We start from the raw sequence: 21,445 nt of genomic DNA, 5'->3' as shown, positions 1-21,445 counted from the left end.
GGGTTAAATTGCTCTAATGCGAAAGTTCTTACCTTTGAGTTTACCTTCACTGACTTTTCTTAATGCGGTTTTAACCACCTTGCTCTCAACCGCGACATAGGCTTTCATATCAAAAACGTGGATCTTACCAATTTGAGTGCCATTAATGCCGTTGTTGCCGGTTAATGCGCCAACGATATCGCCAGGGCGTACTTTTTGCTTTTTACCACCGTCAATCTGTAATGTTGTCATTTTAGGTTTAAGCGGTTGTTGACTTAAGATCGATTGCTCGGGGACTTGCTGAGGTTCGACTACCATATTCTGGTAGCTTTCTATGCGACCCAAGCGACCATAGTCTTGATCGGTAAAAATGGAACAGGCGATGCCGTTTGCGCCAGCGCGACCCGTGCGACCAATACGGTGCACATGAACTTCGGGATCTGGGGTTATATCAAAGTTAATGACGGCATCTAATTCGTCAATATCTAGACCTCTTGCCGCCACATCGGTTGCGACCAAAATCAACGAGCTGTTATTGGTAAACTTGACTAAAACTTCATTACGTTCACGCTGATCCAAATCGCCATGTAAGGCCAAAGAGCTAAAGCCGGCGGCTAAAAGTTTGTCATTGACCGCTTGCACAGCGCGTTTAGTATTACAAAACACGATGGTTGAGGTCGGGGCAAAAGACAATAGTAACCTATGCAGGGCATCTTGGCGGTGCGCTTCATCATTGACATGATAAAAGCTTTGCGCGATCGCGCTTTCTTGATGTATCGAAGTGACTTTTACATGCTGTGGATTTTTTAAAATGCTCGCACTGATTTTGTTTATTTGCTCTGGAAACGTAGCACTAAATAACAAGGTTTGGCGAGAGTCTGGACAATGATGAACAATAGCATCAAGGGCATCCATAAAACCCATTTCTAGCATTCGATCTGCTTCATCTAACACTAAAGTATTAAGATGTTGCAAATCTAATCGACCTTTACTTAAGTGATCTTCAATTCTTCCTGGGGTGCCAACAATAATATGGGCACCGTGTTCAAGCGAGCCAATTTGAGGGCCAACAGGTACGCCACCACAAAGGGTTAATACTTTTATGTTGTGAATACCTCGCGCTAAATTTCGGATCTCTTTAGCCACTTGATCAGCAAGTTCACGAGTTGGACATAAGACTAACGATTGAATACGAAATTTTTTAACGTCAAGGTGGTGCAATAAGCCCAAGCCAAAAGCTGCGGTCTTACCGGAACCCGTTTTCCCTTGGGCAATGAGATCTTTGCCTTCGAGGATCAGTGGCAAGCTCTTTGCCTGTATGTCTGTCATGGCGTCAAAGCCGAGGGTTTTTAGGTTATCTGCAAGAGCTTTTTTAAGGGCAAGTGAAGAAAAGTCGTGTGAAGGCAATGTAATGACCTGAATTAATAAGTATGATGAAGGCTTATTGTAGCAGTTAATAGAAATGGGATATAGACAAGTGTATGGCTTTAGTGGCAATTTTGGTCGATGTACAAAACATCTACTACACAACAAGAGATGCTTATGGGCGAGCGTTTAATTATCGTCGCTTCTGGCAATACATGATAAATCAACATGAAGTAGTGATTGCCAACGCGTATGCGATTGCCAGTGCAAATGATGGGCAGCATAAGTTTCAGCAAGCCTTAAAGCACATCGGCTTTGAGGTGAAATTAAAACCCTATATTCAACGTCAAGATGGCAGTGCCAAGGGCGATTGGGATGTTGGGATCACCATTGATGCGATTGAAGCGAGCGCCAAAGTAGATAAAGTCATTTTACTCTCAGGTGATGGCGATTTTGATTGTTTAATGCATCACTTACGCGATAACAAGGGGATCACCACCCAGGTCTTTTCGGTTGCAACGTTAACGGCAGCGTCGTTAATTGCATCGGTAGATGAATACCAGCCGATAGGGCCTGATTTATTACTCTAAAGCCACTTGCCCACGCGAAAGTGTTTCTAAAATGCTGTACAAATACATAACTAATAAGGTCAGTGCAGCAACAATGGAAAATAACCAAGTACCAGATAAAAGATCAAGAATAATGCCCCCACCAAGCGGGGCTAAAGCATAGCCAAATTCATAAAAAGAGGCCGCACCAAAATACGCACCGCGCAAATGATTCGGGGCAATTCTGTCGATATGAACATTCATCGTAGGAAACAATATGGCTTCTGCTAGGCTCATCACCACAATTGCACCGATAAATCCCCAAAACCAAGTAAGTGGGTTAAATGCCAACCAAAGCTGAGAAATAAATAATAATATTAGGCCGATTTGAATACGATTGGTCAGCGTCATCTTTGACATTAAACGCAGCAGTACAAATTGACTGCTGATAATCACCAGCGCATTGGTAAAAATCATTGATGAAATTAAGGTCAATAATTCAGGCACTTTGGCACGACTTAAATATTGCACCAAAGATGTGTCCATTTGTGCATAGATAAACATGCATAGGATGTTTGCTAGGATCAAGCATTGTAACAACCGATCTTGTAAAAGTACCGTCATGGTCGTCTTGATGGTGCTATTTTGCAAAGCGCTCTCGCATGGTTCACGGTGATTTGTGTTCTTCTTTGCTTCCAGTATGGGCTGGGTTTTAAATCCCCAATGCAAAAAAAACAGCAACAGAGCAAAGGCGACAGCGGTAATGTAAAAGCCCTCTTGCTTGGCGGTAATACCAAGCCACACACCAATAATAGGACCAATTGCGCAACCGGCATTAATAATAAAATATAAGGCCTGCATCGCTAATTCACGAGTTTGTGGTTGCTCAATAATATCGCCAATAAGAGCTGAAATTAGCGGCCGCCATAATGAGGTGGCTATTGAACAAAGAGTAATAACAATGGCATAGGATAATATGGTATCGGCCTTGGCCAGCAGACAAAACGATACTATGTACAAAATACCACTAAAATAAATTAACTTGCGACGACCAATTCTATCTGACAAGGCGCTTCCTAAGAAGCTAACTACAACCGAGACCAAAGCGGCGTTGGTTAAAATCAAGCCAACTTCGGTCGCTGACAGAGCAAATTTTTGGTATAGAATTACGGCTAAGAAAGGCCAAACCATGTAATAACTACCACGGGTAAAGAAAGACCCCAATAATACAACCCACATCAAGCGAGGAAATTGTTTGAGCCGATTTAGGCTAGCGTCGCTTTGCATTATTTTTCTCTTTCCTTAAGGTTTAATTGACACGTAGCTTCTGCGGGGAGCGTAGCCGAGTCCATTGCGGCCAATTTTTTGGCTTAGTCGAGATGATTATTTGAACTAGCATAACCAAAAGCTTTGATTCTGTAAATTGCGATATTGCTACCAAACATCGTAATGAATTAAAACATCTAGACGTCTATACGTTTAGATGTTGACATTTCAAGGTGATTAAGTAGTATTAAAATGGTCTCTAGTAATTGATGCGTATTATGCCAATAAAGATCCCTGACCAATTGCCCGCACTGGCTGTTCTTGCCAATGAAAACATCTTTGTGATGTCAGAGCATCGTGCTGTCAGTCAGGACATCCGTCCGTTACAGGTGGCCATCTTAAATTTAATGCCAAATAAAATCGAAGCTGAAATCCAAATATTACGGATGCTTTCTAACACCCCTTTACAAATCAATATTGACTTTGTTCGCTTACATTTAAATGAATCTAAACATACCCCAAAAGCGCACTTAGACACTTTTTATCGCTTATTTGATGACATAAAGCATAAGCGTTACGACGGTTTAATCATCACTGGCGCGCCTCTTGGCCATCTCGACTATGAAAAGGTGATTTATTGGGACAAAATCAAACAAGTTTTTGATTGGGCCAATGCTCAAGTAACTTCTACCATGTATTCTTGTTGGGCGGCCCACGCGGCGCTTTATCATTTTTATGGCATTACCCGTTGTTTACATAAGCAGAAACTCTCAGGTGTATATCAGCACACCACTCGGGTCGCGCTGGAACCATTAACACGCGGTTTTGACGAGCAGTTTAAAGTTCCACATTCTCGATATGGCTATGTGCCAGCAAAAGATTATCAGGATCATCCACAACTCAACGTTTTAGCTGACTCAGAACAAGCAGGGGTTTACTTAGTGGTGAGCAATGATCAGAAGCATGTCTTTGTAACAGGGCATCCAGAATACGATGCTAACACCTTACATGATGAGTATTTACGCGATCTGAAATCAGATATGAAGCCACTAAAACCGGTTAATTACTTCCCCGGTGACGATCCGATGTTAACCCCGAGTAATACTTGGCGCAGTCACGGTTGTTTACTGTTTAGTAACTGGCTAAATTATTATGTGTATCAGATCACCCCATACCAATTAGAAAAATAACCGATAAAACTTTGGACATAAACGTGAAATCAGCAAACAGTGTGTATTTAGAACAACAATTATCTCAGCGTATTTTGGTGCTTGATGGGGCTATGGGTACCATGATCCAACAACATAAGCTTGGTGAACAAGACTTTCGTGGCGAGCGTTTTGCAAACTGGGACTGTGATTTAAAAGGCAACAATGATTTATTGGTGTTAACGAAACCTGAGCTTATCGCCGATATCCATCGCCAATTTTTATTGGCTGGTGCCGATATTATTGAAACCAATAGTTTTAATGCGACCACCGTTGCGATGGCGGACTATCAAATGGAAGGCATTAGCAGGGAAATCAATTTTCACGCGGCCAAGCTTGCTCGTCAAGTTGCTGATGAAGTCACGTTATTAAACCCGAACAAACCACGCTTTGTTGCTGGGGTGTTAGGTCCAACAAACCGCACTTGTTCGATTTCACCCGATGTCAATAACCCCGCTTTTCGCAATATCAGCTTTGATCAATTAAAGCATGCCTATATTGAATCGACCCAAGCGTTGATTGAGGGTGGGGTCGACATTATTATGGTCGAAACAATCTTTGATACGTTAAATGCCAAGGCCGCCATTGTGGCTATTGAAGACGTTTTTGAGGCGCTATCAATCACTTTGCCAATTATGATTTCAGGTACCATCACCGATGCATCTGGGCGAACCCTTTCTGGTCAAACAACCGAAGCGTTTTACAATTCTTTACGCCATGCTAATCCCATTTCATTTGGCTTAAATTGTGCGCTCGGACCGGTTGAACTGCGTCAATATGTTGAAGAATTGGCCAATATCAGTGACTTTGCGGTATCGGCTCACCCTAATGCCGGTTTACCTAATGCGTTTGGTGAATACGATTTCACTGTTGAAAAAATGAACGAACACATTAAAGAGTGGGCTCAATCAGGGTTTTTAAATATTGTCGGTGGCTGTTGTGGCACAACTCCTGAGCATATCAAAGGCATTGCCGATATAGTCGCAAACATGGTACCTAGAAAAATAATCAAACAGCCTATCGCGTGTCGCTTGTCGGGGTTAGAGGCGCTTAATCTAAATGAGCAAAGCTTATTTGTTAACGTAGGTGAACGCACCAATGTCACCGGTTCCGCTATTTTTCGTCGTTTGATCACCGAAGAGAATTACGATCAGGCCATTTCTGTCGCATTACAACAAGTCGATAACGGGGCCCAAATCATTGATGTGAACATGGATGAGGGGATGTTGGACTCAAAAGCGGCGATGGTGCGTTTTTTAAACTTAATTGCAACCGAGCCCGACATCGCCAAAGTTCCCATCATGTTAGACTCCTCAAAGTGGGACATTTTATTGGCCGGGCTAAAATGTATCCAGGGCAAAGGTATTGTCAATTCAATCAGTTTAAAAGAAGGCGAAGAGGTATTTCGAGATCAAGCTCAAATCATTAAACGTTATGGCGCCGCAGTTATCGTTATGGCGTTTGATGAAGTCGGTCAAGCCGATACCAAAGCACGTAAAGTGGAAATATGTCAGCGTGCTTATCGGATTTTGGTTGATGAAATAGGCTTTCCAGCGGAAGATATTATTTTCGATCCTAATATTTTTGCTATTGCCACCGGTATTGAAGAGCATAATAACTATGCCATTGATTTTATTGAAGCGACTCAAGACATAAAAAGCACTCTGCCTTATGCCATGGTTTCGGGTGGGGTGTCGAACGTGTCGTTTTCTTTTCGTGGTAATAATGCCGTACGAGAGGCGATTCATGCGGTGTTTCTTTATCATGCCATAAAACAAGGCATGGATATGGGGATTGTCAATGCAGGGCAGCTCGCCATATATAAAGACATTCCTAGGGATTTATTAAAAGCGGTTGAAGATGTGGTACTTAATTCTGATCCCGATGCCACTGAGCGCTTATTGGCTATTGCCGATAAATATCGCGACACCGGTGCCGCTAAAGCTTCACAGGTTGACTTAAGCTGGCGACAGCAAGCCGTAAATAAACGTCTTGAATATGCTCTAATTAAGGGCCTTAACGAATTTATTGTTGAAGATACTGAATTAGCACGCCTAGCGGCAGATAAGCCGTTAGATGTTATCGAAGGTCCGTTAATGGATGGGATGAATATCGTCGGGGACTTATTTGGTGAAGGGCAGATGTTTTTACCGCAAGTAGTGAAATCTGCTCGAGTTATGAAGCAAGCGGTCGCTCACTTACAACCTTTCATTGAGGCAGAAAAAACGCAAGCCAAGACCAACGGTAAAGTGCTATTAGCGACGGTAAAAGGTGATGTTCATGACATCGGTAAAAACATTGTCGGAGTGGTACTGCAATGCAATAACTTTGAAGTGATTGATTTGGGCGTCATGGTTTCTTGTGAGAAAATATTGCAGCAAGCTAAAGAGCACAATGTTGACTTAATTGGTTTATCAGGCCTGATCACTCCATCGCTTGATGAAATGGTCCATGTTGCTAAAGAAATGCAACGCCAAGGTTTTGATATCCCATTACTTATTGGCGGGGCAACAACGTCCAAGGCACATACAGCGGTGAAAATTGAGCAAGCTTACCAACATCCTGTGATTTATGTAGCCAATGCTTCGCGCTCGGTGTCTGTGGTCAGTGCTTTGCTGTCAAAAGAATTAAAACCAGCGTTAGTGGCGCGTACCGAAAAAGAGTATGAAACCATCAGGCAACGTTATCAGCAAAGTGGCCCTCGCAGTACTCTCGTGTCATTAGAGCAAGCAAGAGCAAATGCGTTTAAACCGAACTTTAATCAATACACCCCAAAAAAACCCAACGCGCTTGGTATCACCGAACTTCAATCGCTCGATTTAGCAACCGTACGTCAATATATCGACTGGACCCCGTTCTTTATGACGTGGCAGCTGTCGGGTAAATATCCGCAAATTTTACAACATCAATTGGTTGGCGACGAAGCACGTAAATTATTCAATGACGCCAATAATATGCTCGATGATTTGATTCGTAATAAAACGATAGAAGCGAAGGCCGTTATTGGCTTATTTCCTGCTGTAAAAGAGGGTGACGATATCCACGTATTTGCCGATGAAGAGCAACATACACGATTACACACGATTCGAGGGTTGCGCCAACAAACGGCCAAAAAGCCAGGTCAATTTAACCGCTGTTTAAGTGATTATGTCGCCGATACAGCCACGCAAGTGCAAGACTATGTTGGTGCTTTTGCGGTCAGTGCGGGATTTGGCGTTGATAAACTGGTGCAGCAATTCGATGCTAACCACGATACCTATAATTCGATATTACTTAAAGCGGTAGCTGATAGACTCGCCGAAGCCAGTGCGGAGTATTTACACCAGCAAGTTCGAACCCAGTATTGGGGCTATGCCAGTGATGAAAATTTAGATAATGCAGCCTTAATACGAGAGCAATACCAAGGGATCCGTCCAGCACCAGGGTATCCAGCCTGTCCTGAACATAGCGAAAAACGTGGTTTGTGGCAGTTACTTGAGGTTGAACAGCGTATCGGCATGACATTAACATCAAGCTGTGCGATGTGGCCTGGTGCTGCGGTAAGTGGCTGGTACTTTGCGCATCCAGAGAGTAAATATTTTGCTGTTGCTAAAATCGATAAAGCGCAGGTGCAAAGTTATGCTGAGCGCAAAAATTGGTCTCTCTCAGAAGCTGAGCGTTGGTTGGCACCAAACCTAGATTATTCGGTATAATTGATCTTAAAATAACCCAAGGTACTAGGCGTCTTGGTTATTTTAATCGGGTGTTTTAATTACTTGTTGTCGCTGTTTTTTTTATTGTCACAAGGTTGTTTTTGCGACATAGCCTTTCACTCATGCATAAAAAAGCTTCTTTCTTTTGAAGAATTGCGCTCTAAGGGTGTAAATTTAACTCAATGTAGGTAGAATGGGGCGTTTTATAATGGTAAATTTTCAGGAACCTTCATTGCTCAATAAGGACATCAAAAAGGCAGCGTACTCGCTGTTGGCTCGACGTGAACACAGTCGTCAAGAGTTAATGCATAAGTTACTGCGCAAAGAGTTTACCCAAGAAGATATTACGCCTGTTCTCGAGGCTCTTGACGAGCAAAACATTCAAAGCGATTTTCGTTTTGGTGAATGCCAGCTTAGGCAACGAGTAACGAAAGGTTACGGCTGGCAGTACATACGAGCTGAATTAAAGCAAAAGGGCTTAAGCTCTGATCTTATATATCAGCTAGAGCAGCAACAAGATATCGACTGGTTTTTACAAGCCTTGAAAGCATATAATAAACGATTTGGCGATACCGTTATTGCAGACGATAAAGACCGAGCCAAACGGATACGATTTTTACAATATCGCGGTTTCTCAACAGAGCAGATTCTTGCGGCATTGGAGACAAATTAACAGATTAATTTACCAACTGGGCAAAAGCCGTTTGGTAAGAAAATTTTAGAGATTTTTGGATGACAAACATGGTTAAAACGAGTGCTGAAATTAGGCAAGCTTTTTTAAATTATTTCGCCAACGAACAACATCAAGTTGTTCCCAGTAGCTCACTAATTCCAGGTAACGATGCCACATTATTGTTTACCAACGCTGGTATGGTGCCATTTAAAGACGTCTTTTTAGGGGCCGAAAAACGCAGCTACACTCGAGCAACGTCTTCACAGCGCTGTCTTCGTGCTGGTGGTAAGCACAATGACTTAGAAAATGTAGGGTATACCGCGCGTCACCATACGTTTTTTGAAATGTTAGGTAACTTTAGCTTTGGCGACTACTTTAAAGAAGAAGCCATGGTATTTGCGTGGAAGTTTTTAACCGAAGTATTGCAATTACCGAAAGAAAAACTTTGGGTAACCGTGTTTGAAGAAGACTTAGAAGCGGAAAACATTTGGTTAGAAAAAATCGGTGTCGATCCAGCTCGGTTATCTCGTATTGGTGCTAAAGACAACTTTTGGTCAATGGGTGATACCGGCCCATGTGGTCCATGTACTGAAATTTTCTACGACCACGGTGAAGAAATTTGGGGTGGGCCTCCAGGTACCCCAGAAGAAGACGGTGATCGTTATATCGAAATTTGGAACCTTGTGTTTATGCAATACAACCGTCTTGCTGACGGGACCATGGAACCATTACCGAAACCGTCTGTTGATACAGGTATGGGACTTGAGCGTATTGCAGCAATCTTGCAAGGCGTGCATTCAAATTATGAAATCGATACTTTCCAAGGCATCATCAAAGCGGCAGCACAGTTACTTGACTGCCAAGATATTGAACACAAGTCGTTACGTGTTATTGCCGATCATATTCGAGCATGTTGTTTCTTAGTCGTTGATGGTGTTATGCCTTCAAACGAAGGTCGAGGTTATGTCTTACGTCGTATTATGCGTCGTGCTATTCGTCACGGTCACAAACTGGAAGCAAAGTCTCATTTCTTCTACAAGTTAGTACCAGCGCTTATCGAGCAAATGGGCGAACATTACCCTGAGCTTGCGCAAAAACAAGCGGTAATTGAAAAGGTTCTGCGCTTAGAAGAAGAACAATTTGGTCGCACCCTTGATCGTGGTATGGCGATGCTAAATGACGGCATTAAAAACCTAGACGGTAAAGTGATATCGGGTGCGGATGTCTTCAAGCTATACGATACCTATGGTTTCCCTGCGGATTTAACCGCTGATATCGCTCGTGAAAATGGCCTAACTATTGATCAGGAAGGATTTGATCGCGAAATGCAGGCGCAACGAGAACGAGCACAAAAAGCCAGTTCTTTTGGTACCGATTACAATACTCAATTAAAAAGTGAAAAACATACCAACTTTGATGGTTACACCCACCACAGTGCCAACGCAACCGTGGTAGAGTTGTTCAATAAAGATGGACACACAGCAACCATTAAAGCGGGTGAGAAGGGCGTAGTGGTATTAGATCACACCCCTTTTTATGCTGAATCGGGTGGTCAAGTTGGTGATACCGGGGTTATTCAGACCGCTTCTGGTGATTTTGAAGTAACCGATACGGTAAAACTGGGTAATGCATTTGCTCACCATGGGGTGGCCAAGGGTGATATTCAGTTAAATGCGCGTGTGCATGCTGAAATAGACGCTGAGCGTCGTGCAGCCATTATTAAAAACCATACGGCAACGCACTTATTACACCAAGCGCTTAGAACCGTTTTGGGTGAGCACGTTACCCAAAAAGGCTCGTTATGCGATGCTGAAAAACTGCGTTTTGACTTTTCACATTTTGAAGCCGTAACCCTTGAAGAATTGCGTCAAGTAGAGCAACTTGTAAACGAAAAAATTCGTGCTAACTACCAGCGCCAAACAGAGTTGCTTGATATCGAAGAAGCAAAAGAAAAAGGTGCCATGGCACTCTTTGGCGAGAAATATGACGACCAAGTCCGTGTTGTTACTTTAGGCGATTTTTCTATTGAGCTTTGTGGTGGTGTTCACGTTGATCGTACCGGTGATATCGGTTTGATTAAAATTGTCGGTGAAAGTGGCATTGCTGCTGGCACTCGTCGTATTGAAGCGGTGACTGGTGCTGTAGCCTTAGAGTATGTGCACAGTGTGGGTGATACCTTATTAAATATTGCCGGCATGGTGAAGAGCGATGTGCAAAATGCGGAAAATAAAGTTGAACAGTTGATTCAGAAAAACCGTCAACTGGAAAAAGAAATTGCTCAATTACAGCAAAAATTAGCGTCACAAGCTGGGGCTGATTTAATTAACCAAGCCATTGAAGTTAATGGTGTTAAAGCCTTAATTGCCGATGTTGCTGGTAGCGATCCGAAGGCATTGCGTGAAATGGTCGACGAGCTTAAGAATAAATTAGGATCGGGTATTGTTATGTTGGCATTAGCTAACGGCGAGAAAGTTAGCTTAATCGCGGGTGTAACCAAAGACTTAACAGCAAAAGTAAAAGCTGGTGATTTGGTTAAAATGGTTGCCGAGCAAGTTGGTGGTAAAGGTGGTGGTCGTCCAGATATGGCGCAAGCCGGCGGTAGCCAACCTGAAAACATTGCTTCTGCACTTGCCAGTGTTCAGCCTTGGTTAGAACAACAACTATAAGACTAAGAACACCTACATAACTTATGGCAATCATAGTGCAAAAGTTTGGGGGGACCTCTGTTGGCTCCCCTGAACGAATAGAAGCTGTCGCAGAACAGATAATAAAAACAAGAGCTCAAGGTCATCAGGTCGTTGTCATTCTCTCAGCAATGAGTGGTGAAACCAATCGCTTAACAGACTTAGCCACTCAAATTGATCCAACGCCATCAGGACGGGAACTTGACATGCTACTTTCTAGTGGTGAGCAAGTTTCCATTGCTTTATTGGCCATTGCGCTTATCAAGCGTGGTCATTCAGCCGTGTCATTATTGGCCCATCAAGTTGGTATTAATACCAATAACCGATTTAACAAGGCCCGTATCTTAAGCATCGACAACACCCGTATGCTGATAGAACTTCAACAAGGCCATGTAGTGATTGTGGCAGGCTTTCAAGGTCAAGATCATGAAGGGAATATTACCACTTTAGGGCGAGGTGGTTCAGATACTTCCGCGGTAGCTATTGCCACAGCTTTACAAGCAAAAGAATGTCAAATTTTCACCGACGTTGATGGGGTATATACCACAGATCCAAGAATTGATAAAAACGCAAAAAAACTTGCCAGACTAACGTTTGAAGAAATGTTAGAAATGGCCAGTTCGGGTGCTAAAGTTTTGCACAGTCGCTCGGTAGAGTACGCGGGTAAGTTTAAAATGCCTTTACGGGTACTTTCTAGCTTTGAACCAGGAGAAGGCACCCAGATTGATTTCTTACACGACCCTCAGGTAGATCATCCTGTTACGGCCATTACTGCGCAAAGGGATGAAGTGTTTGTCGAAATTACTTATCCTAAGTTCAATAGTGACTTTTATATTCAATTGTTTAAAGCGCTCGCAAAAGCTGATATTGAAGTGGATATGCTAAGCCAACATCAGATGGGGTCAAAGGCCTTTCTTTCTTTTACCATTGCCCGAGCGGATTTAACCTTGTGTGATCAATGTTTAACTCAGATAATGGATAATAATCTTGATATCGACGTTAATATTCATACTTCCCTTGCCAAAATATCTGCCATTGGCAATGGTATGAGATCTCACACCGGGGTATTGTCAACCTTTACCAGTACACTCAATGAGCATGGTGTAGAAATGTTGAACTTTGCTAATGCACAAATAAAGATTTCAGCGCTTGTGCATGACAAAGATGTCGAAAAGGCCGTTCAAGTTTTACATAATCGCTTTAAACTGGGTTAAAAAATAACGTTTTCTCAATTTGTTTGCTAAATTTTTTAATAGGTTAAGGATATCCGACAGCATTATTTAGGTTTTCTGAATAATGCATGTTTCTTAGACAAGAATTTGTTAAGATAATTTATTCAATCAGATTTGGATAATCTGTATTGAATTTTGATTTTGATTTCTAATTTACGAAGGGAGCATTAGGATGCTTATATTAACTAGAAGAGTTGGTGAAACTCTTATGGTCGGTGATGATGTAACAGTAACGGTTTTAGGGGTAAAAGGGAACCAAGTTCGTATTGGTGTTAATGCACCAAAAGAAGTATCAGTGCATCGTGAAGAAATTTACATGCGAATCCAATCTGAAAAGGGTGATAACGATAACGTTGGTAATCAATAAGACTATTGATTTAGGTTGAAAAATATTCATCTTGTTTGAAAATCAATCAAACAGTCAAAAAGATGCAAAAAGTTCTAAAAAACGTTTGACTTATTTTTCGAATCCCTTAATATTCACGCCATCGAAACGGTGAGGTGGCCGAGAGGCTGAAGGCGCTCCCCTGCTAAGGGAGTATAGGCGTTATACCCTATCGAGGGTTCGAATCCCTCCCTCACCGCCATTCGAATAACCTGAACTTGTGATAGGTTTTTCGATGGCTGATTTGGACGCGTAGCTCAGCTGGATAGAGTACCTGGCTACGAACCAGGCGGTCGCAGGTTCGACTCCTGCCGCGTCCGCCACTTTTCTCTAAGTGGTTAAATAACAGAGATAAGGCATCACCTGATAAAATGATATTGCGGACGCGTAGCTCAGCTGGATAGAGTACCTGGCTACGAACCAGGCGGTCGCAGGTTCGACTCCTGCCGCGTCCGCCACATAAAAGAAACCGACCATGTAGGTCGGTTTTTTGTTTATAAAAGTGTAAAAGCTAAAAAACAATTTATTAATTATGTGTTCATCACACATAACTCTATAATGATTGATTAAAGGACGCGTAGCTCAGCTGGATAGAGTACCTGGCTACGAACCAGGCGGTCGCAGGTTCGACTCCTGCCGCGTCCGCCACTTCTCTTAATAAAAGAAGTGCCACTTTTCTCTAAGTGGTTAAATAACAGAGATAAGGCATCACCTGATAAAATGATATTGCGGACGCGTAGCTCAGCTGGATAGAGTACCTGGCTACGAACCAGGCGGTCGCAGGTTCGACTCCTGCCGCGTCCGCCACTTCTCTTAATAAAGAAGTGCCACTTTTCTCTGAGTGGTTAAATAACAGGGTAGGTTTGTTCTGGTTCAACCAGGCTACCTGGCGCTAACATAACAGCCCAGGCTGCCCCAGTTTGACTCGACCAACTCCGCCACTTCTATTAACAAAGAAGTGCCACTTTTCTCTAAGTGGTTAAATAACAGAGTAGGTTTGTTCTGGTTCAACCAGGCTACCTGGCGCTAACATAACAGCCCAGGCTGCCACAGTTTGACTCGACCAACTCCGCCACTTCTCTTAATAAAAGAAGTGCCACTTTTCTCTAAGTGGTAAATAACAGAGATAAGGCTTCACCTGATAAAATGATATTGCGGACGCGTAGCTCAGCTGGATAGAGTACCTGGCTACGAACCAGGCGGTCGCAGGTTCGACTCCTGCCGCGTCCGCCACTTCTCTTAATACAGAAGTGCCACTTTTCTCTGAGTGGTTAAATAACAGGGTAGGTTTGTTCTGGTTCAACCAGGCTACCTGGCGCTAACATAACAGCCCAGGCTGCCACAGTTTGACTCGACCAACTCCGCCACTTCTCTTAATAAAGAAGTGCCACTTTTTTCTAAGTGGTTAAATAACAGAGATAAGGCATCACCTGATAAAATGATATTGCGGACGCGTAGCTCAGCTGGATAGAGTACCTGGCTACGAACCAGGCGGTCGCAGGTTCGACTCCTGCCGCGTCCGCCACTTCTCTTAACAAAGAAGTGCCACTTTTCTCTGAGTGGTTAAATAACAGGGTAGGTTTGTTCTGGTTCAACCAGGCTACCTGGCGCTAACATAACAGCCCAGGCTACCACAGTTTGACTCGACCAACTCCGCCACTTCTCTTAACAAAGAAGTGCCACTTTTCTCTGAGTGGTTAAATAACCGAGAATTACTACAATAAGTGGATTGTATATTGCGTCAGCAAAATACTTGGTTTAACATAAAAGCCTAAACGATACCTATAAGTATCGAATCCGCCACTTTTATCCAAGAGATAAAAACAATAATACAAAAGGTGAGGTGGCCGAGAGGCTGAAGGCGCTCCCCTGCTAAGGGAGTATAGGCGTTATAACCTATCGAGGGTTCGAATCCCTCCCTCACCGCCATTCTTTAAGCGACACCTTACCCTCATCCAAATTTATTATTAACGTAAACAGAAGTTGAAATAATTCAGCCCTATAGTTTGCTCAATATCTATATCTTGCTTTTATTCTCCTAGAACAATACCTGTTTTTAAGTGAAATAAATTTCATTACCACAGATTTATTACGTTTCTTTTGCTATACCAAACTACGATCGTCAACCACCTGCAATCAATATCTTGCCTCAAGACTTTTATATTCTCGCTGAGTGAGCAAAAACGTAGTGGAATTGGTATTAGATGAGTTGTTCGGTTTGTCGTTATTATTTCATTAAACAGTACAAAAACTGTGTTTTCATCCAATTTGTTGCATAAATGTTTTATTTATGTTGATAATATAAATTCGAGTGATTATTCTATTTCTTTTAAATCATCGAGTGTAAATATGGGATATTTATCAACTGTTTTTGTTGAGGCGTTAATGTTATTAGCGGTAGGTATGGGATTTGTCTTCGCATTCTTATCATTATTGATTATTGCTATAAATTTATTGGCAAAATTTTCTGCTCATTTCCCCGATGAAATCCCCCACTCTAAAAATATTTCTAACGAGGCCACAGTACCAGATGTTGTTTCGTCAAAGGTTGTTGCGGCTATCAGTGTTGCCATAGCTCAATACCGAAAAGAACAAAAGCCCAAGGAGTAAGACATGTCAAAGCCACTAGGAATAACCGAAGTTGTATTAAGGGATGGACACCAATCTTTATTGGCTACAAGGTTTCGTTTAGAGGATATGTTGCCAATCGCTAAAACACTCGATGAAATTGGTTTTTGGTCGATTGAATCTTGGGGAGGAGCGACCTTTGATTCGTGTATTCGTTACTTAGGTGAAGATCCTTGGGAGCGGATCAGAGCATTAAAAGCCGCAATGCCAAAGACAAAGCAACAAATGTTATTTCGCGGGCAAAATATTTTAGGTTATCGTCATTATGCCGATGATGTGGTGGAGAAGTTTGTTGAGCGAGCTCATGTCAATGGGATTGATGTCTTTCGTGTTTTTGATGCCATGAATGATCCTCGTAACCTAGAAACAGCGATTAAAGCCGTCGTTAAAATAGGTGCGCATGCTCAAGGGACTTTGTCTTATACGCAAAGCCCTGTGCATACCCTAGATGGTTGGCTAACCATGGCCAGACAACTTGAAGACATGGGCGCGCATTCGTTATGCATTAAAGATATGTCGGGTTTATTGAATCCTTACGATGGCGAAGAGTTAATTATCAAATTAAAAGAAACGGTAGCCTTGCCAATATCTTTACATTGCCACGCGACAACTGGGCTGAGTATGGCGACCCATATGAAAGCAATTGATGCTGGTGTTGATGTGATTGACACGTCTATATCATCTATGAGCATGACCTACGGCCATTCACCAACAGAATCGATTGTATCAACGGTGCAAGGAAGAGAGAGAGATACCGGTTTAGATATGCAAAAGTTGGCTGAGGTGGCAGCCTATTTTCGTGATGTTAGAGCTAAATATGGTCAATTTGAAGGCAGCCTTAAAGGGGTCGATGCTCGAATATTATTGGCTCAGGTTCCTGGTGGTATGCTAACCAATATGGAAAATCAATTAAAAGAGCAGGGCGCTGCCGATAAACTTGATCAAGTGTTAGAAGAAATTCCAAAGGTTAGAAAAGAACTAGGCTACATTCCATTAGTAACCCCAACATCACAGATTGTAGGTACCCAGTCGGTATTAAATGTCTTAACAGGGGAGCGATATAAGTCAATAACCAAAGAAACTGCGGGGGTGTTAAAAGGGGAATATGGTGCAACCCCCGCGCCAGTAGATCAGCAACTACAAGCGCGTGTGCTTGGCGATAAAGCGCCAATAACATGTCGTCCGGCCGATTTATTAGAACCTGAGGTTGATAAACTAAGCAAAGAGCTTTTGGCCCTAGCCAAAGAAAAAAACATTACATTGGCAGATGCGCCAATAGACGATGTTTTAACCTATGCTCTATTTCCACAAATAGGTTTGAAATTTTTACAAAATCGTCATAACTCTGATGCGTTTGAGCCAAAACCAACAAACCTTGCGCCCAAAATAGAAGCAAAACCCACATTAGACGATCCTAAGCGTTACGCGGTGCAAGTAGATGGAACAGTTTACGATGTCGTTGTCGCAGAGGGGGGCTCGATAGATTCTATCTCTTTAGCACCAACGCAAGAATCTGCAAAGTTAGGGGCAAACCCCAAACAAAGCGCAGGGGAAGACATTAAATCGCCACTTGCTGGTAATATCTTTAAGATTTTGGTGCAACAAGGTCAACAGGTTAATGAAGGTGACGTTGTTGTTGTGATGGAAGCGATGAAGATGGAAACAGAGATTCGCGCGACGGCATCAGGTGTTATTGCCACGATTAAAGTAAAAGAAGGTGATGCCGTTGCCGTTGGCGACGTGATATTAAGTCTGTAGGGGACAAGTAAATGGAATCATTACAGACTCTGTGGCAGTCCACAGGCTTAGCTAATTTTGAATTAGAACAAATCATTATGATGCTAGTTGGCTTAGGCTTATTATATTTGGCCATTGCCAAGAAATTTGAGCCATTGTTGCTTTTACCAATTGGCTTTGGTGCGATTTTAACGAATATACCTTTAGCCGGTTTTTCTGAATTAGGCGGCATCCTTCATTATATCTACTATGTTGGCATTGATACTGGCATTTTCCCTCTGCTTATATTTATGGGGGTCGGAGCGATGACTGACTTTGGTGCTTTAATCGCCAATCCAAGGATGTTGTTACTTGGAGCAGCAGCGCAATTTGGTATTTTTGCCACCCTTTTTGGCGCCATTGCATTAAATTTTATACCGGGCTTTGATTTTACCTTACAAGACGCTTCTGCAATTGCCATTATTGGTGGAGCTGATGGGCCTACCGCCATATTTCTGGCTTCAAAGTTAGCACCTGACTTACTTGGCGCTATTGCCGTCGCCGCGTATTCTTATATGGCGTTGGTTCCGATTATTCAGCCCCCCATCATGAAAGCTTTAACCACAGAAAGCGAACGTCGAATTGAAATGAAGCAACTGCGTCATGTCAATAAAGTCGAAAAAATTCTATTTCCACTGGCGGTATTGATGTTAACCATTTTCTTTTTACCGGCTGCGACTCCGCTTGTTGGGATGTTTTGTTTAGGTAATTTAATGCGTGAGTGTGGTGTGGTCGACAGACTAAGTGCAACAGCACAAAATGAGTTGATTAATATCGTCACCATATTTTTAGGTTTAGGTGTTGGCTCTAAGTTAAGTGCGGATGAATTTTTAAACGTTGAAACCCTTGGTATTTTAGGGCTTGGGGCTGTCGCTTTTTCAATTGGAACGGCTGCAGGGGTATTAATGGCAAAAGTTTTATCGCGTTTATCAACGGAACCAATCAACCCATTGATTGGCGCCGCTGGTGTATCGGCTGTACCTATGGCTGCGCGAGTGGTCAACAAAGTTGGACTGCAAGCCAATGCCCATAACTTTTTATTAATGCATGCGATGGGGCCTAATGTTGCGGGAGTCTTAGGCTCAGCAGTAGCCGCCGGTGTATTACTTGCTTTGGTCGGTTAAAAGGTATCTAAAAATCTGTATCGATTTAGTTATGACAAATATATGAATTATTACTAAGCGATTATATTTTTAATATGGATAATCCAATGGCACAATATTATTAGCTACGCCTTTACTTATCATTTGAACGCTCGCTCTTTTATATTGGCTATTGGGCCTATTATAAACAGGGTGCAACCTCACATACAGTAATCATCGGCAATAGGAAATGTCTACAAAAGCAATTTCAAGTTATTATGACTCTACTGAATTTAGCGCTACCAGAGAAGATTTAATTTTTGCACTTGAAAACGTCACAGTGCATGCGAGTAAAATTGCCATAGATTGTGGTTGTGGTGCAGGTTCTGATATTGCCTATTTACGGAGCAAGGGCTTCACAGTTTACGCTTTTGATATCGAGAAGGAATCTATATCTAGGTGCAGTAAGCGTTTTAAGGGTGATGATCGGGTTATCTTATCGACCAATAGTTTTAGTACATTCAGCTATCCTAAAGCCTCATTAGTTGTCGCTGATGCGAGCCTGTTCTTCTGTCCAAAACAAGACTTTAGCTTAGTTTGGCATAAAATCACAAAGGCTTTGGTTACGGGGGGAATTTTCAGCGGGTCATTTTTGGGGCCTAAAGATACTATGGCTGGTCCAGACTACGACAAAGAAGCATATTGGTCGGACACGCTAGTCATGAACGAACCGTCAATAAAACAAATGTTTAAAAACTATGAGATATTGAAGTGGTGTGAACACGACCTGTCAGGTAAGTCTTCAGATGGTACTACACATCATTGGCACATATTTTCCGTAGTCGCGAGGAAAATATCGAATTAAAGGCTGCATCTTAATTGTCTGGTTTTAGTGCCTTTTCCCCATATTCTCCATAGAATCCTACTGCGCGCTTTTACTGTCCCTAATCGCCCTTTCCCTGCAAGAGTTAATAAGATACATTGTTATATCAAATACTAAAACCGAGCACTGTTGTGGGTTAAAAACGCGATTTGCTCACCATCAACATATTCTGGAGCCAACGCCCTAGGATCTGTTATTACCAAGTATTGTTCATTGTGTTAACACCACGTCGATATCATTAAATAATTAAAAGAGATAATTCATGCGTACCTTTACCATTGTGTCCCTGCTGATCTGCTGTTTGTTCGCCAATGTAGCAGTAGCAAATAAAGATAAGGGCAAGATAGATTATGTTTTTGTTGGTGATGTTCCCAAAACTACAATGGAAGAGATAAAAAAAACTGTTGAGCAATATAAGAGTCGGATCACGAAAAATTTCAAAGTAAGTAATATGCCCGCTGTAACGGTGAAAATCTGGCAAGATCGAAATGAATTTGAGCGTGAATATGGCGATGGTGCGAAATATGTGCAAGGCTATGTTGTTCAAAGTACTTGGGAAGCTAGGTTTTTCAATGGACGACCTGAATTAGGCTTGGGCGTTGTACATGAATATACTCATTTAGTCACACTGGCACTAAATCCGAGCTTCAATAACAACCCTCGTTGGTTATGGGAGGCAACGGCTATTTATGAGTCAGGTCGGCCACCCATTCCAAATATATCTAGTCTAAAATGTTTTTCAAAAAACTCTTTTCCAAACTTAGAAAGCTTAGAACAACATCCTTTCAATATTTACAAGGTAGGCTACTTTTTGGCTGATTTCATCGTGTCAAAATGGGGGCGAGACAGTTTAGTGAAATTGGTAGAGTCCAATGGTGACATTGAAAAAACTCTGAAAACATCAGTCAATGATTTTGAAAAAATGTGGCTGCTATTTTTACAAGACAAGCATCAACTTAGTTTTGCTGAATCATCAGATATTGACTGCTAGCTTTTGTTCCTGGCGAGATAAAAAACAGGCATAAAAAAACACCTTTTAGTATGACAACATAGCCAAAAGGTGTTTAATGATTTGTTTTATGTTAACGGCTTATTTCTTTAACGTGCTCGTTAAATGTGGGCGAATTTCCATTAATAAAGGTTTTAATAAACGAGGGCAGGCCGCAACAATGTTGCCGCTTTGGGCGTGGTTGTGGCCACCAACAAAGTCAGTCACTAAACCACCCGCTTCGATAACCAATAATTCACCCGCAGCTGTATCCCATGGTTTTAGACCAAGTTCCCAGAAACCATCTACTCGGCCAGCCGCAACATAGGCTAAATCAAGAGCTGCTGCACCGGCACGACGAATGTCAGCTGATTTGCCAAATAATGCACCAAACATATTTAAATAAGCTTCGGTGTGGTGTTTAGCTTTGTGTGGGAAACCTGTCGCTAAAATCGTGCCAGCTAATTCTTTATTATTACTTACACGAATACGAACATTGTTTAATTGAGCGCCTTTGCCACGACTTGCGGTATATAGTTCACCACGGATTGGGTCGTAAACAACGGCTTGGTCTAACTTACCTTTATATTTTAAGGCAATTGAGACAGCAAAATGAGGAATGCCTTTTACAAAGTTTGCGGTACCATCGAGTGGATCGATGATCCATTGGAAGTCAGCATTTTCACCAGCTAATTCACCACATTCTTCACTCACGATAGAGTGATCAGGGTAAGATTTACGAATAGTATCAATAATGATTTGCTCAGCTTGACGATCGATATTAGTAACAAAATCATTGCTACCTTTAGCTTCAAGCTCAACTTTATCTAAATTTTCAAACGCACGAGAAATAACGTTGCCAGCACTACGCGCAGCACGTATTGCGATGTTTAGCATCGGATGCATAGGTTTACCCCAAATTTACTTTGTAAAAAGAACAATAATAGTTTCGACCCATTCGCCGAAATTAAGCGGCGCGAAGTATAACAAAGAACTTTTAGCTAAGCGACAGTTATTACAGCCACAATAACAAATGATTACGTTTATAATAACTTT

The 21,445-nt window shown here is 42.2% G+C and carries 15 protein-coding genes and 8 tRNA genes; 20 read left to right on the top strand and 3 right to left on the bottom strand.

What is annotated here, in order from left to right:
* Nucleotides 1-3 precede the first annotated feature (3 nt).
* Nucleotides 4-1,386 carry an ATP-dependent RNA helicase DbpA gene (dbpA, locus tag ACAY00_RS09880; RefSeq protein WP_371372950.1) on the bottom strand — a complete coding sequence of 461 codons (1,383 nt, stop codon included), beginning with the start codon at nucleotides 1,384-1,386 and terminating at the stop codon, nucleotides 4-6.
* 74 nt (nucleotides 1,387-1,460) lie between these two features.
* Between dbpA and ACAY00_RS09875 the strand changes: the two genes are divergently transcribed.
* On the top strand, nucleotides 1,461-1,934 hold the full coding sequence (locus tag ACAY00_RS09875; RefSeq protein ID WP_371372948.1) for an NYN domain-containing protein: 474 nt from the start codon (nucleotides 1,461-1,463) through the stop codon (nucleotides 1,932-1,934).
* Here ACAY00_RS09875 and ACAY00_RS09870 read toward each other — a convergent pair.
* Nucleotides 1,926-3,179 (bottom strand): MFS transporter, encoded by a 1,254-nt coding sequence (locus tag ACAY00_RS09870; RefSeq protein WP_371372946.1) that lies wholly within the window; start codon nucleotides 3,177-3,179, stop codon nucleotides 1,926-1,928. The two genes, ACAY00_RS09875 and ACAY00_RS09870, sit on opposite strands and share 9 nt — an antisense overlap.
* Nucleotides 3,180-3,436: 257 nt before the next feature.
* Here ACAY00_RS09870 and metA point away from each other — a divergent pair, with 257 nt between their 5' ends.
* The 19 genes from metA to ACAY00_RS09775 all read left to right on the top strand — a co-directional run bounded on the left by metA (nucleotide 3,437) and on the right by ACAY00_RS09775 (nucleotide 20,392).
* Complete coding sequence (gene metA, locus ACAY00_RS09865) at nucleotides 3,437-4,348, top strand: homoserine O-succinyltransferase (protein ID WP_371372944.1); 912 nt, start codon at nucleotides 3,437-3,439, stop codon at nucleotides 4,346-4,348.
* Nucleotides 4,349-4,371: 23 nt separating this feature from the next.
* Nucleotides 4,372-8,058 (top strand): methionine synthase, encoded by a 3,687-nt coding sequence (gene metH, locus ACAY00_RS09860; protein ID WP_371372942.1) that lies wholly within the window; start codon nucleotides 4,372-4,374, stop codon nucleotides 8,056-8,058.
* 208 nt (nucleotides 8,059-8,266) lie between these two features.
* A complete protein-coding gene (locus ACAY00_RS09855) occupies nucleotides 8,267-8,731 on the top strand; it encodes a regulatory protein RecX (protein WP_371372940.1) in 465 nt (154 codons plus the stop codon).
* A gap of 68 nt (nucleotides 8,732-8,799) precedes the next feature.
* Nucleotides 8,800-11,397, top strand: a complete 2,598-nt coding sequence (gene alaS / locus ACAY00_RS09850) for an alanine--tRNA ligase (RefSeq protein ID WP_371379675.1) — start codon at nucleotides 8,800-8,802, stop codon at nucleotides 11,395-11,397.
* A 23-nt stretch (nucleotides 11,398-11,420) separates the two neighbouring features.
* Nucleotides 11,421-12,629 (top strand): aspartate kinase, encoded by a 1,209-nt coding sequence (locus ACAY00_RS09845; RefSeq protein WP_371372938.1) that lies wholly within the window; start codon nucleotides 11,421-11,423, stop codon nucleotides 12,627-12,629.
* 190 nt (nucleotides 12,630-12,819) lie between these two features.
* Nucleotides 12,820-13,014, top strand: coding sequence for a carbon storage regulator CsrA (gene csrA / locus ACAY00_RS09840; protein ID WP_371372936.1), 195 nt, complete (start codon nucleotides 12,820-12,822; stop codon nucleotides 13,012-13,014).
* Nucleotides 13,015-13,142: 128 nt separating this feature from the next.
* Nucleotides 13,143-13,234: transfer RNA gene (locus ACAY00_RS09835), tRNA-Ser, on the top strand.
* A 44-nt stretch (nucleotides 13,235-13,278) separates the two neighbouring features.
* Nucleotides 13,279-13,355, top strand: a tRNA-Arg gene (locus tag ACAY00_RS09830).
* Nucleotides 13,356-13,413: 58 nt separating this feature from the next.
* Nucleotides 13,414-13,490, top strand: a tRNA-Arg gene (locus ACAY00_RS09825).
* 113 nt (nucleotides 13,491-13,603) lie between these two features.
* Nucleotides 13,604-13,680: transfer RNA gene (locus ACAY00_RS09820), tRNA-Arg, on the top strand.
* A gap of 82 nt (nucleotides 13,681-13,762) precedes the next feature.
* Nucleotides 13,763-13,839 (top strand) — tRNA-Arg (locus tag ACAY00_RS09815).
* A 349-nt stretch (nucleotides 13,840-14,188) separates the two neighbouring features.
* Nucleotides 14,189-14,265: transfer RNA gene (locus tag ACAY00_RS09810), tRNA-Arg, on the top strand.
* A gap of 215 nt (nucleotides 14,266-14,480) precedes the next feature.
* Nucleotides 14,481-14,557 (top strand) — tRNA-Arg (locus tag ACAY00_RS09805).
* Nucleotides 14,558-14,869: 312 nt separating this feature from the next.
* Nucleotides 14,870-14,961, top strand: a tRNA-Ser gene (locus tag ACAY00_RS09800).
* A gap of 420 nt (nucleotides 14,962-15,381) precedes the next feature.
* The gene (locus ACAY00_RS09795) at nucleotides 15,382-15,642 is read left to right on the top strand and encodes an OadG family protein (protein ID WP_371372934.1); all 261 of its coding nucleotides are present in this window, start codon (nucleotides 15,382-15,384) and stop codon (nucleotides 15,640-15,642) included.
* Nucleotides 15,643-15,645: 3 nt separating this feature from the next.
* Complete coding sequence (oadA, locus tag ACAY00_RS09790) at nucleotides 15,646-17,418, top strand: sodium-extruding oxaloacetate decarboxylase subunit alpha (RefSeq protein WP_371372932.1); 1,773 nt, start codon at nucleotides 15,646-15,648, stop codon at nucleotides 17,416-17,418.
* Nucleotides 17,419-17,429: 11 nt separating this feature from the next.
* Complete coding sequence (locus tag ACAY00_RS09785; RefSeq protein ID WP_371372930.1) at nucleotides 17,430-18,560, top strand: sodium ion-translocating decarboxylase subunit beta; 1,131 nt, start codon at nucleotides 17,430-17,432, stop codon at nucleotides 18,558-18,560.
* A 208-nt stretch (nucleotides 18,561-18,768) separates the two neighbouring features.
* Nucleotides 18,769-19,383: a class I SAM-dependent methyltransferase gene (locus tag ACAY00_RS09780; protein ID WP_371372927.1), complete on the top strand. Its 615-nt coding sequence runs from the start codon at nucleotides 18,769-18,771 to the stop codon at nucleotides 19,381-19,383.
* Between the two features lie 280 nt (nucleotides 19,384-19,663).
* On the top strand, nucleotides 19,664-20,392 hold the full coding sequence (locus ACAY00_RS09775; RefSeq protein ID WP_371372925.1) for a hypothetical protein: 729 nt from the start codon (nucleotides 19,664-19,666) through the stop codon (nucleotides 20,390-20,392).
* A 99-nt stretch (nucleotides 20,393-20,491) separates the two neighbouring features.
* On the opposite strand, the gene suhB is transcribed toward ACAY00_RS09775, so the two are convergent.
* Nucleotides 20,492-21,295: an inositol-1-monophosphatase gene (suhB, locus tag ACAY00_RS09770; RefSeq protein WP_371372923.1), complete on the bottom strand. Its 804-nt coding sequence runs from the start codon at nucleotides 21,293-21,295 to the stop codon at nucleotides 20,492-20,494.
* Nucleotides 21,296-21,445: the final 150 nt, after the last annotated feature.

The organism is Thalassotalea sp. 273M-4, assembly GCF_041410465.1.
Lineage (GTDB): Bacteria > Pseudomonadota > Gammaproteobacteria > Enterobacterales > Alteromonadaceae > Thalassotalea_A > Thalassotalea_A aquiviva.
The sequence above is the reverse complement of the archived record's forward strand: the minus strand, read 5'-3'. Positions and strand labels throughout refer to the sequence as shown.